14 protein-coding genes are annotated in these 12,486 nt (G+C 34.0%); 4 read left to right on the top strand and 10 right to left on the bottom strand.

Annotated elements, in window-relative coordinates:
* Position 1 precedes the first annotated feature (1 nt).
* The 4 genes from CSUIS_RS03590 to CSUIS_RS03605 all read left to right on the top strand — a co-directional run bounded on the left by CSUIS_RS03590 (position 2) and on the right by CSUIS_RS03605 (position 3,492).
* Positions 2 to 1,039 carry a D-alanine--D-alanine ligase gene (locus CSUIS_RS03590; protein WP_086297164.1) on the top strand — a complete coding sequence of 346 codons (1,038 nt, stop codon included), beginning with the start codon at positions 2 to 4 and terminating at the stop codon, positions 1,037 to 1,039.
* Positions 1,040 to 1,140: 101 nt separating this feature from the next.
* Positions 1,141 to 1,359, top strand: coding sequence for a prevent-host-death protein (locus CSUIS_RS03595; RefSeq protein WP_086236818.1), 219 nt, complete (start codon positions 1,141 to 1,143; stop codon positions 1,357 to 1,359).
* A gap of 1 nt (position 1,360) precedes the next feature.
* Positions 1,361 to 2,083 (top strand): alpha/beta fold hydrolase, encoded by a 723-nt coding sequence (locus tag CSUIS_RS03600; RefSeq protein WP_086236817.1) that lies wholly within the window; start codon positions 1,361 to 1,363, stop codon positions 2,081 to 2,083.
* Positions 2,080 to 3,492, top strand: coding sequence for a Mur ligase family protein (locus tag CSUIS_RS03605; RefSeq protein ID WP_192940215.1), 1,413 nt, complete (start codon positions 2,080 to 2,082; stop codon positions 3,490 to 3,492). Before CSUIS_RS03600 ends, CSUIS_RS03605 begins: the two co-directional genes overlap by 4 nt.
* A 5-nt stretch (positions 3,493 to 3,497) precedes the next feature.
* On the opposite strand, the gene CSUIS_RS03610 is transcribed toward CSUIS_RS03605, so the two are convergent.
* The 10 genes from CSUIS_RS03610 to flgB form a co-directional block, all read right to left on the bottom strand.
* A complete protein-coding gene (locus CSUIS_RS03610; protein ID WP_086297167.1) occupies positions 3,498 to 4,154 on the bottom strand; it encodes a prepilin-type N-terminal cleavage/methylation domain-containing protein in 657 nt (218 codons plus the stop codon).
* Complete coding sequence (locus tag CSUIS_RS03615; RefSeq protein WP_192940216.1) at positions 4,142 to 5,326, bottom strand: hypothetical protein; 1,185 nt, start codon at positions 5,324 to 5,326, stop codon at positions 4,142 to 4,144. The genes CSUIS_RS03610 and CSUIS_RS03615 overlap by 13 nt, the downstream gene beginning before the upstream one ends.
* Positions 5,310 to 6,452, bottom strand: coding sequence for an MFS transporter (locus CSUIS_RS03620; protein ID WP_086297170.1), 1,143 nt, complete (start codon positions 6,450 to 6,452; stop codon positions 5,310 to 5,312). The genes CSUIS_RS03615 and CSUIS_RS03620 overlap by 17 nt, the downstream gene beginning before the upstream one ends.
* 3 nt (positions 6,453 to 6,455) lie before the next feature.
* The gene (locus tag CSUIS_RS03625) at positions 6,456 to 6,899 is read right to left on the bottom strand and encodes a phosphoribosyltransferase (RefSeq protein WP_086236814.1); all 444 of its coding nucleotides are present in this window, start codon (positions 6,897 to 6,899) and stop codon (positions 6,456 to 6,458) included.
* A 2-nt stretch (positions 6,900 to 6,901) separates the two neighbouring features.
* Positions 6,902 to 8,224, bottom strand: a complete 1,323-nt coding sequence (locus CSUIS_RS03630; RefSeq protein WP_086297172.1) for an NCS2 family permease — start codon at positions 8,222 to 8,224, stop codon at positions 6,902 to 6,904.
* Between the two features lie 9 nt (positions 8,225 to 8,233).
* Complete coding sequence (gene mqnE / locus CSUIS_RS03635) at positions 8,234 to 9,322, bottom strand: aminofutalosine synthase MqnE (RefSeq protein ID WP_192940221.1); 1,089 nt, start codon at positions 9,320 to 9,322, stop codon at positions 8,234 to 8,236.
* 72 nt (positions 9,323 to 9,394) lie between these two features.
* Positions 9,395 to 11,212, bottom strand: a complete 1,818-nt coding sequence (locus tag CSUIS_RS03640) for a peptidoglycan D,D-transpeptidase FtsI family protein (RefSeq protein WP_086236811.1) — start codon at positions 11,210 to 11,212, stop codon at positions 9,395 to 9,397.
* Positions 11,212 to 11,502, bottom strand: coding sequence for a flagellar hook-basal body complex protein FliE (fliE, locus tag CSUIS_RS03645; RefSeq protein WP_086236810.1), 291 nt, complete (start codon positions 11,500 to 11,502; stop codon positions 11,212 to 11,214). Before fliE ends, CSUIS_RS03640 begins: the two co-directional genes overlap by 1 nt.
* A 5-nt stretch (positions 11,503 to 11,507) precedes the next feature.
* A complete protein-coding gene (gene flgC, locus CSUIS_RS03650) occupies positions 11,508 to 12,002 on the bottom strand; it encodes a flagellar basal body rod protein FlgC (RefSeq protein WP_086236809.1) in 495 nt (164 codons plus the stop codon).
* 10 nt (positions 12,003 to 12,012) lie between these two features.
* Positions 12,013 to 12,453: a flagellar basal body rod protein FlgB gene (gene flgB / locus CSUIS_RS03655; RefSeq protein ID WP_086236808.1), complete on the bottom strand. Its 441-nt coding sequence runs from the start codon at positions 12,451 to 12,453 to the stop codon at positions 12,013 to 12,015.
* Positions 12,454 to 12,486 lie beyond the last annotated feature (33 nt).

Consider the following 12,486-nt stretch of genomic DNA (forward strand, 5'->3'; position numbering starts at 1 on the left):
TATGAATTATGGTATAGTCTTTGGTGGGGCAAGTTGGGAGCATGAGATTAGCATTGTCTCAGCTATAGCTATTAAAAGGGCGTTAAAAGCTAATTTGAAATTTATATTTGTAGATGCTAATAGGGAGTTTTATCTAATCGAGCCTAGCGATATGAGGGCTAATTTTTTCAGCTCTAAAAAGTATAAAAAGTGTAAAAAACTATATTTAAAAGATGGTGGTTTCATCACTCATAATATCTTTGGCGTTAAGAGTATTGGGGTGGATTGTTATATAAATTTAATTCACGGATGCGATGGCGAAGATGGCAAGATAGCTGGGCTATTTGAGTTTTACTCTCTTAAATTTATAGGCCCACGACTTGAGGCTAGTGTGATGAGCTACTCAAAGGTTTTAACTAAATTTTTAGCCTTAAAATGCGGTGTTAAAACGCTTAAATACGAGGTGATAACTAGAGGTCAAAAGCCAAATTTAAGCTTGCCATATATCCTAAAGCCTTCGCACCTTGGAAGTAGCATTGGGGTAAGCGTGGTATCTAGCCAAAAAGAGCTAGATTATGCTTTAGATGTGGGGTTTGAGTTTGATAAAGAGATTTTGGTTGAGCCATTTATAGATGGTGTTAGAGAGTTTAATTTAGCTGGATTTATGAGTGATAATGGGCTTGAGCTATCTATAATCGAAGAGCCAAAAAAGGATAAAATGCTAGATTTTAATCAAAAATATATGAGTTTTTCAAGTTCAAATTCACAAGAAGCTGATATTAGCGATAAGATTAAAGATAAGATTAAAGAGGCATTTAATAGGATTTATATCGGTGGTGGCTTTGATGGGGCGATCATTAGATGCGATTTTTTTGTTATTGATGATGAGGTCTATCTAAATGAGATAAATCCAAATCCAGGTAGCTTAGCAAACTATCTATTTAGCGACTTTACAAGCTCTATAAATCGCTTAGCAAATAGTGTAAAAATAGAGAGAAAAATCCCAGTTGATTATAAATATATCAACTCAATCACAAGCAATAAGGGTAAATTAGCCTAAATTTAAATGGCCTTTTGGCTATTTAAATTTGCCTTAATTCATCGCTATTAAAGTTAGTTTTATGTATAATTTTACATAAAACCATGCATCAAGGAATATAGATGGCAAAATTTAGCAAAGATGAGATCTATACTGCTACACAGGTTGTAAGAAATTTTAGCTCGATTTTGAGCGATATTTCACAAGCTAAGATGAAGCGTGCATTTATACTAAAAAATAATCGCTTTGAAGCTGTGCTTTTAAATATGGATGAGTATGAGAGATTAAGCGAAGCTGTAACCTTGCTAGAAGCGATTTATAATAAGAAAAAAGAGAGCTAAGATGGCGGTAAAACAGATAGAGTATAATGGATTAAAGTATGAATTAAGCTATGAAATTTCAGGGCAAAATAGCGGTCAAAATATCCTAATCCTACACGGCTGGGGAGCAAATAAGGAGCTGATGAAAAGGGCATTTAGTAGATATTTTGATGATTATAATTGTGTATATTTAGATCTCCCTGGATTTGGGCTTAGTAGCCATTTAGAAGTAGCGCTTAATAGTCGTGATTATGCTAATATTGTAAGTAAATTTAGTAGTATGCTAGGATTTGAGTTTGATGCTATTATGGGGCATAGCTTTGGTGGGAAGGTAGCTACACTTTTAGAGCCAAAAAATTTAATCTTGCTTAGTAGTGCTGGGATAATCCATAAAAAGCGTCTTAGTGTTCGATTTAAGATAGCTATTTTTAAGCTTTTAAAGCGTTTTGGATTTAGTAGATTTTGGAGATTTTTTGCTACTAAAGATGTGAATAATATGAGTAAGATTATGTATGAGACGCTAAAGAGCGTTGTAGATGAGGATTTTAGCTCCATTTTTGCTAATCTTAACTCAAATTCTCTTATATTTTGGGGGATTAGCGATGATGCGACGCCACTTAGTAGTGGAAAAAAGATTGCTAGTTTGATTAAAAATAGCAAATTTTACCCACTTGAAGGCGATCACTTTTTTTTCTTAAATAATGCTAAATTTATATCTCAAACCATATCTAAGGAGCTAAAGTGAGTATATTCTTGGTGCTGGCTAAATTTATCTTTGTTATGACTCTTGGATACTATTTTATTAGTGCGTTTCAGTGGTTTAATTATAAGATTAAAAGGGTGATTTTTCACTATACTAAGCCGATGTGGCATATATATTTTATCATTTTACCGCTATTTTTGATAGCTATTTTTGATAATTTTATATATCAAATTTCAATTACTATTTTGTATCTGATAGCTACTATTTTTTGGGCTTATAAATTAGATAAAAGGGTTGTGATAACTGCTAGAGTGAAGAGATTTTTTGCTTTTTTGATTGTTGGATTTGGGCTTTTTATCTTTTGTCCTTATAGTGGGAATTGGCTTTTTCATACGATTTTTAGCTTGATTTTTGCCATTTTATTTAGCACTCTTAGCGAAAAAATAGTAGCTATTTGGTATAAAAATCAAGCCATCTCAAAGCTAAAATCTATGCCAAATTTAAAAATTATCTTAGTGACAGCTAGTTTTGGCAAGACTAGTATTAAGAATTTTATCTATGATATCGCTAATGGGGAGCTTAAAACTCATAAGACCCCACGAAGCGTAAATACTTTGCTTGGGATCATTCGTGATATTAATGATAATTTAAGCAGTGATGTGGAGCTTTATATAGTTGAAGCTGGGGCTAGACTTAGTGGCGATATAGATGAGATTGCTAAATTTATAAATCCGCAGATTGTGGTTATAGGGCAGATTGGTGGGGCGCATTTAGAGTATTTTGGCTCACTTGATAGGGTAAGGGCTGTAAAGTTAGAGGCGTTAAACTCAAATAGACTTAAGACTTGTATAGCTCACAGCTCTACAAATTTAAAAGATAAAGCCATAATCTACGATGAGCTAGTAAGTGGGGTTAGAAGCACCCTTGATGGGGTTTGGTTTGATATGAGCTTAGATGGGGTAAAAAGGCATTTTAGTGCGAATTTGCTTGGTGAGTTTAATAGCTATAATCTTGCCGCTGCGATTTTGGCTTGTAAGGCTGCTGGGGTTAAAAATATAAATTTAGATAGCATAAAAAGCGTAGAGCATAGACTTCAAAGGATTGATGCTAATGGCAAGGTAATTATCGATGATAGCTTTAATGGAAATTTAAATGGTATGTTAGCTAGTTATAAGCTTGTAAGTGAGTTTAAAGGAAGAAAAATTATATTAACGCCAGGTATTATAGAGGGTGGAAGTGGCGTAAATATCGAGCTTTCAAAGGCTATAGATGATGTTTTTGATATTTTGGTAATTACAAGTGCTTTAAATGAAAATGAGCTAACAAAGTATATTAAAAAAGCTAAGATTGTAAGATTATTTGATAAGTCTAAAATGGGTGAGTTTTTATCATCAAATACTATGAGTGGGGATTTAATCTTATTTAGTAATGATGCTCCGAGCTTTGTATAATGGGGTTAATTGCAATTTTTTTGCGGATCTGCTATGCTTATTAGAGCAGTGATTGGGGCGATATTTATATGGATGCACTCGCCATTTTTATGGGTTAGGCGGATTTTACAAGTGGAGGTGATTAAATTTTGAGTGGAGTTAGAGCTACTTTTTGGATTGCCTTTATATGGTCTTCCAAGATTATCAAAGCTAATTCTAGTTGAATTATAGTAGCTACACCCATCTAAAAGCTCCACATTAGATATATTAAATTTACTCATCAAATCTAGCTCATCAGTTGGATTTATACTGCTTATCCCAGCGTGGGAGATGGCTAGAACCTTGGTTGGATTTAGCGGATTTTTGGCTACTTCATAGCCATCTGGACTTCCGCTATATTTGCCACTATCGCTAAATATAGCATAGTGTAAGACGCTTTTTTTATCAATTGTTTTTATAAAATATATTTGCCACCTACCTTTAAACCAATCTTTATCATCTGGATTAAATTTATCATCTATCAAAGCTAGATATTGAGTATATCTAAGATGAAACGCTACTTGATTTACAGCTCTTAATAGCTCATCATTTTTGAAATTTATAGTTGTGATGGATATAAATATACCAATTATTATCATAACAATTATAAGCTCAAGAATACTAAAAGCTTTTATTTTTTGCATAGGTAGAATGTGGCGATGGTTTTATTAAATTTAGATATTTTAATATTTTTACAAGATTTTTGATATTTTTGGCTTAATTTATACTCTTTGCCATTTTCAATACCATAAAATTTAAGCCGAAGTGATAGGGTTGAATTTGTGCTAACGCTCGTTATACCCATCTTTTTTAGCTCATTTGCTAACTCTTTTACAATATCATATTTATAAGCAAAGTGATTGCTTGGTTTATCCAAAAATAGATATAGATATTGATGAAATATTATAGTTAGGCTATTTATAGCTAAGGTAGCTAGGACTACTATAGTTGCTATTTTGTGTGTTGTTCTAAATTGTGGAAGTCTTGAGCGATATGAAGCAAAAAATGTCCGCACCATAACAGGCACGAAAATCACACAAAATGGCAAGAATATCTCCAATTCCACCCTTTGTCTCATAGAGATTAGCATACACACACCAATGGCAGTCGTGCTAATAAACCATAAAAAACTCTTATTTTCTTTAATAGCGATTCTATATAAAGTGTATATAAAATATATAAAAAGTAAAGGAGAAAAAACCGCAGCAAATACCGCCATAGAATCTAAAAAATACCCCCGTGGCTTGCCACTAGCATCAAAGCCATTTAGATAATACCAAGCGATACAAAATATTACCCCAAGGATTGCCATTTTTTTATCTCTATTAAATACTCCAAATAGCATAATAGCAAGATATAAGGCGATAAATGGCTCACTAAATAGCAAGGTTATGGCTAGAGTTAGGCTCATTAGAATTCTCTTAGAGTGTTGCTCTAGAAGGATTATGATGAGTGTAAGAAATATAGCAATGCTCTCTTGGTTGATGATAAGAGCGCTTACTAATACCCCAGGCAAAAACATATATAAAATAGCAGCTATCACGCAATCGCTTTGTCGTTTTAAAATCTTTAAAGAGATGGCGTAGATAAGGAGTGAATTGGCTATATGTAAGGTTAAAAACATTGCCCTAAGCATAGTCTCATTGCTATTAAAAATAGAGCTAATATAGCGTAGTATTGCTCCTAAATTTGAGTTACTATAGTAAATTTGAGCCTCATAATAGCTAATGCTTAATCCACTTAGGCTAAAAATTAAAAGAGATAGGTTTAAAATGAGTGCTCCAAAGAGCCAATATATATTAATTTTTAATATCACGAATCACCATTATAAATATCAACGAAATCAAGCTAACACCACTAATAAACCACAATAACGCACTCCAACCAAAAGGCATATAGATAAACCCAGGCACAAAACTACCAAGCGCACCGCCAAAATAGTAAAAGCTCACATATAATCCATTTGAAATTCCCTTATGAGAAGTTGCCATTTTGTTTATAAAGCCACTAGCAATTGAGTGAGATATAAAGTTGCCAAGGCAAAATATCACCATCGCTATAAAAATCCACTCAAAGCTATCTGCTCTAAAAATTTGAGTAGCGATGATTAGTATGATTATTCCAGCGGTTATAGCCTTGATTGAGCCGCCAAAAAAGGCTACTATTTTTTTAGTATTAAATGCCACCAATACGCCAACTAAATAGCCTATATAGAGCATTCCAGCCTTTGATGAGCTATACTCATTATCTATTTTAGCTAGCTCAAATGGAATGAAATTTAGCATTGCTTGAAATGTAAAAAATATCCCAAAAATCATTAAAAATATATATAGATTGTGTCTAGTTTTTAGCGTGTGGATTATATCTACTAGGCGTGGTTTGAGATAACTAGCTTTAATATTTTGGCTAAATTTAAGCAAAAGCATTGAAGCGATTATGGCTACACAACCAATTATAAAAAAAAACACCCTCCACCCAAAAATATCAGTAAAAAATCCACTAAGCGCTCTACCCATAAATCCGCCAATTATAGTCACTCCGATATACACGCCAATGGCATTTGCGACACTCTCTTTAGATGAAATTTGGCTGATATAGCTCATAATTCCTGTTAGTACCGCAGGGATTAGTAATCCTTGAAATCCACGAATATTTAAAAGCAAAAAATATGAGTGGGTAAAACTAAAGATAATCTCGCTAATTCCAAGAAGTAAAAATGCTATAACCAATATGCTTTTTATCTGAATTTTCTCAAGCAAATAGCCATAAAATATCCCCGCAAACGCTAGTGGAGTCATGATCGCAGTGGTAAATAGAGCAGCCTGGGTCTTAGAGATACCAAGCTGACTTTCAAAGATAGGTCCAATAGGCTGAGTTGCGTATAAGATGCATAGAGTTAGCCCCGTGCAAAAATAATATAGCAAAATCTCAGCTTGTTTCATTGTCTAATCCAAACTCAAATCCCAGAAAAACTCTATCCAATCATCAGCTTCTCTAATACTAAAATTTGGTATTATAAGGGCTTTTGGCTTATAAAATATAGTTGCTATGCAAAGTTGTAAATTTGGATATAGCTTATTAATCTCTTTTTTGATAGCTACCAAAGTCTCGCCACTATCTACAATATCATCAGTGATTAAAACTTTTTTAAATTTGCTTAAATCTGGAATATTGTATATTTCAATAGTATCTAGCTTTTTGGTTTTTTCATAATGAATGGAATTTAAGCTAAAACAATCTCTAATATCTAGCCCATTTGCTAAAAAATGAGCTAGAGTAAGTCCGCCTCTAGCTATACCTAAGATCGCATCTGGATTAAAATCACTTTTGATTTTTTTAGCTAGTATTTTAACATCTTGCTCAAATGAGCTAAAACTATAATACTTCACCTTTAGCCTCCAATTATGGATTGAAATAGATCTGGCATAGAGCTAGCAGCAAAGGCAAATAGACTAATCACAGCTAGAGTAATCACGCCTAAATTTAGATCTTCCCATCTTCTTAATGCTAGTTTGACAATAAAATATGAGATAAATCCAACGCTTAATCCAATGGTAATAGAGTAGGTAAGTGGCATTAAAATTACGGTTAAAAATGTAGATACGCAAATAGCTGGGTCTGTGTAGTTAATCTTGCCAAGTTCGCTAAACATCAAAATCCCCACCATCACAAGCACTGGATATATCGCATTAGCAGGAATGGCGCCAAATAGCGGCAAGAAAAATAGGGTAAAGATAAAGAAAATTCCGATAAATACAGCCGTAAGCCCTGTTCTACCACCAGCTTCTACCCCACTTGCGCTCTCAGCAAATGCAGTTACAGTGCTAGTTCCTATAGTGGCTCCAGCCATACTAGCAATAGCATCACTTTCTAAATTTCTAGCTAGTTTTTTCTCTCCTTCAGAGCTACTAAATAGATTAGCCCTATTTCCAACCCCAGTAAGAGTGCCAATACTATCAAATAGATGAGTTACAAATAGGGTTAAAACAGCTGGAAGTAGTGAAATTTGAAGTGCTGAAAATATATCAAGCTCACCAAAAATAGGAGCAATGCTAACTGGCATTGACACTATGCTTTGTGGAATTTCATAAATTCCAAATACCCAAGCAGTTATTGAAGTAATAGCAATAGCTAGCACAAATCCACCACGAATTTTCAAAGCCCAAAATATAATCATAAGTATAACGCCTATTAATCCGATTAAAACCTTAGGATCTGCTACATTGCCTATTGCTACTTTGGTTGCTGGGCTTGAGACTATAAGCCCCATTTGCGATAAGCCAATAAAGCATATAAAAGCACCAATACCAGCACTTATAGCACACCTTAAATCTAGTGGGATATTTTTGATAATCCAAAGGCGAAAATTAGTAAAACTTAAAATAGTAAATACCGCAGAGCTAATAAATATAGCCCCAAGTGCGGTTTGCCATGGAATTTGCATACCAATTACCATACTATAGGTAAAATAGGCATTTAATCCCATTCCAGTGCTTAGTGCTACTGGAGTGTTTGCCCATAGGCCATTAAATATAGTAGCAATAATTGTAATAAGAGCAGTGGCTACTAGCAAAGCCTCTTTTGGCATACCAGCATCACTTAGTATCAAAGCATTAACGGGGACAATGTATAACATAGCCAAAAATGTCGTAAGAGCCGCATTCAACTCAGTTTTTATGGTTGTGCCATTTTGTTTTAGTTTAAATATATCCATAAGATTTTCCTAATTATATATTTTAAGTTCATTATATAGACTATCTCTTTCTACGGGTATAAAACCGCTTGTTTGGATAAGTTCTATAAATTCTTTTTGACTTTTGCCATTTTTGCTAGCTGCTCCAGCACTACTTTGAATACTTTCATTTTCTATAGTGCCATCTAAATCATCAGCACCAAATTCTTGTGCTATTAGAGCTAAATTCAGAGTAGAAGTAGCCCAATAAGCCTTAATATGGTTGATATTATCAAGTAAAATTCTGCTAATTGCCATTGTCTTTAATATCTCAACCGAGCCTAAAAATGGGATATTTTTAAGATAATTATTATCCCTTTGATAGACTAGCGGGATAAAAGCATTAAAGCCGCCACCATTATTTAACGCAAGTGAGCGATCTTGCAGTGAGCGAATTCTAAGAATATGATCTATCCTATGTTCTTTACTCTCTATATGACCAAAGAGCATTGTAGCGTTGCTTTGGCGACCTTTTTGGTGCCAAAGGGAGTGGATTTTAAGCCAGTTATCGCTACTTACTTTGCCTTTACAAATCTCAGATCTAATCCCCTCATCAAAGATCTCAGCCCCACCTCCTGGCATACTATCTACTCCATACTCAATCATCTTTTCTATCACTTCTTCATAGCTTAGATTATGTTTCCTATGGAGATAATCCACTTCAGCTGCCGTGAGTGCTTTTATATGTAAATTTGGATATTTATCTTTTATCATTTTAAATATCTTTAAATACCATTGCCACGATACATTTGGATTGTGAGCTGAGACTATGTGTATCTCTTTTGCTCCATTTAAGACGCTTCTATCCACTGCTTGTATAATCTTCTCATAGCTCATTGTATAGCTCTTCTCAGCATTTTGACGATGAGATGAGAAGGCACAGAATTTACACACATCAGCACATAAATTTGTCGGATTTATATGGCGATTGATATTAAAATATACCTTTTTACCATTTTTTGTCTCTCGTATTTTGTTGGCATATTTACCAAGGGTAAATAGCTCCAAATCATAAAGCTTAATAGCATCGTCAAATTCTAATCTTTGACCTGTTTTTAGTTTTTCTATTAAATTCATAATCAACTCTACTTAAAAAATGAAACTTAAATTATATGCTAAAGAGACTTAAAAAGCTTTTATTTATGGTAAATTTTAGTCTAATATCACATTTGTCTCTTTGCTTTTTGTATTCTTTATCTCCACTTTAGCTGGTGTTAAATAACCATTTTCTACCATTAATTCAACTGTGGAGCGAAATATTGGCAATGCACTCCATGATGCGTAATAGTATGGATATGGTCTCATAGGCTCACGCACTAGCACCCCAATGGTATATTCTTTGCCATTAGCATCACGCACAAAGCCAAAGAAATTAGCATTATATCTCTTATCACTATATCCGCCACTTGCTGCTATATGAGCGGTGCCAGTTTTACCACCTATTATAAGACCTGGAATTTGCGTTTTTCTAGCGGTGCCATTTGGACTTTCTACTACTTTTACTAGGATATCTTTCATCTTTTGAGCGCTCTCTTTGGGTAAGACTTGGGTTTGCTCTTGCTCTTTATATTTGTATGCTTTGGAGTCTTTTTCTAGGTGATTTACTATGCGTGGAGTTATCATTATACCATCATTTGTGATGGCGTTATAAGCGGTTAAAAGCTGCATAAATGTAGCTTGAACGCCATAGCCATAGCTTAAAGTGGATTTATATACTTTATTTTTTAATTTTGATATAGATGGCATAATGCCTACTTGCTCGTAGCTTAAATCTATCCCTGTTTTTCTAGAAAAACCAAAATCCAAAAGTCCATTATATAGCTCAAATTCATTTAATCTATCTACGATTTGTATCATACCGACATTAGAAGATTCTACTATAATATCTTGAGCGCTTAGCTTATCATTTTTATGACTATCAGTGATAACTCTTTTGCCTAGTTTATACTTACCGCCATATACATCTATTATCTCTAATGGATCTATTTTACCAGCTTTTAAGAGCAGGGCAAAGATAAATGGCTTCATAACAGAACCCATCTCATATGCATATTCGCTTGCGGTTGAATTTAGTGCTTGGTAATCTTTTTTAGTTATATTTGATGGGTTGTATCTTGAGGTGGATACTAGAGATATTATAGCTCCAGTTTTAGCATCCATCACCCCTATAATTACCTCTTTTGCTATTAGCTCATTCATTTTTGCAGTTGCCATTTTTTCTAAGATTTTTTGGAGTTTTAAAGGGATATTTAGCACGACATTATAGCCATCAATGCGGCGTGAGAGCTCTGCGTCTTTGCTTAATATAATTGTATTTGCTAAATCCCTTGGACCTTTGGTTAGCTCATCTTGAGTAGAAGAGAGTAGGTTGTCATATATTTTTTCAATACCTTTTACCCCTTCAACCTTGGTAATCCCATCAATCTCTATCTTTTTTATATAGCCAATAGTTGGAGTTAGAGCATCACTTGCCATATATAGCCTTTTCTCTCCGCTTTCTACTATACTCATTCCTTGAGTGGAGACTATACCTGTTTTTGGATCTTGATATGCGATAAAAACTTTGCTTCTATATAGCTTTCTAGCTAACTCTTTTAGATATGCAGCACCCTTAGCGTCAATCTCATATGAGAGGGTAACTAACCCCTTTTTGGCTAAGATTTTTCGAATTTTTTTAGGATCATCGCCACTATATAGAGTATATAGCTTTATAAATAGCTCTTTTTTATTTGGATCGATATTTCTAGTATCAACCATAGCTTTAAATAGCTTTTGGCTACTTGCTAGGTTAAATCCATCTTGGCTTAAGATAGATCCACGCATTGCACTTGTGTAGTCGCTACTTTGGAGTTTTGGAAGTCTTCTTTCTATACTGGAGCGATAAAATATAACCGTTAAAAATATAAAAATACCAAGTATTATTAATACAAATACTATATAAACCTTACTTTGGCTACTATTTTGATTCATTATAGCTGTGTTCTTGCTATCTCTTTATATGCACTTATAGCTTTATTTCTAACCTCTAGCATTAATTTCATACTAGTCTCTGCTTTGCCGATTGCTATTGCTGCTTGGTGGAGATCCTTTACCTCTCCTGTGGCTAGATCAGCTACAGCTTTATCAGCTTTTTGCTGGACATCATTTAACTCGCCTAGAGTTTTATTTAATATATCAGAAAAGCTTTGGTCTGTTAAATTTGTATTTTTACTATTTTTTTGCTCTATTTGGTTTAAATTTGATATGTTATTAATATTCATCTAAATTATCCTTTCATCATATCAATTGCACTTGTTGCGATTGCTTTTGCGCTTTGGAATGCCGATACATTAGCTTGATATGCTCTTGTGGCTTCTATTAAATCTGCCATCTCAATTACTGGATTTATATTTGGTAGCATTACATAGCCCTTATCATTAGCATCTGGGTGAGTAGGGTCAAATTTTATTTTAAAATCCTTATCATCACGGACAATCTTATCTACTATCACAGTTGAGATCGCAGGTTTTGGAAATCTTGGTGCATCTATATCATCTAATGGATTTTCGTTTTCTAAAAAATCATTTTTAGCATTTATTTGATTATTTAACTCTTTGTCAAATTCAATCTCTTTAAATACAACTTCTTTGCGACGATATGGACCACCTTCAGCTGTTCTTGTGGTGTGAGCGTTAGCGATATTTGAGCTAATTACGCTCATTCTAAATCGTTGAGCACTAAGACCATATCCGCTAATATCAAAATCACTTAAATATGCCATCACTTATCCTTTAGATTTTTGAGCTTGCGTCTATCACGCTTTTAAATATATCGCCATGCTTTTTACTAGCTGAATCTAGAGCTTGAATCATTAAAACATTCTTACTCATTTCGCTTGTTTCAATATCCAAGTCCACGGTATTAGCGTCATTTCTAGCCATATGGCCATCTCTTAGATATATGGTTGGTATCTTTGATGATGGAAAATCAATAGCCTCAAAATGTTTATCATTTGTCCTAGCTAACTCTAGCTTTGGCTCGTTTGCGCCTAGCTTATAGATCTCTTTTCTTTTTTCTATCAAAGCAGTTTCAAAATCAATATCTTTGGCTTTATAAAATGGAGTATCGATGTTTGCGATATTACTGGCGATTAGTTGGTTGCGAGTAACCCTACTACTAAGAGCAGAATCAACTAGTTGCTTTGATTTGCTAGTGCTAAAACCTGCATACATCTGATATCCTTTTAAATTTATTAGGCTGATTAA

The sequence above is a fragment of the Campylobacter porcelli genome (genome assembly GCF_002139855.1).
Taxonomy (GTDB): domain Bacteria; phylum Campylobacterota; class Campylobacteria; order Campylobacterales; family Campylobacteraceae; genus Campylobacter; species Campylobacter porcelli.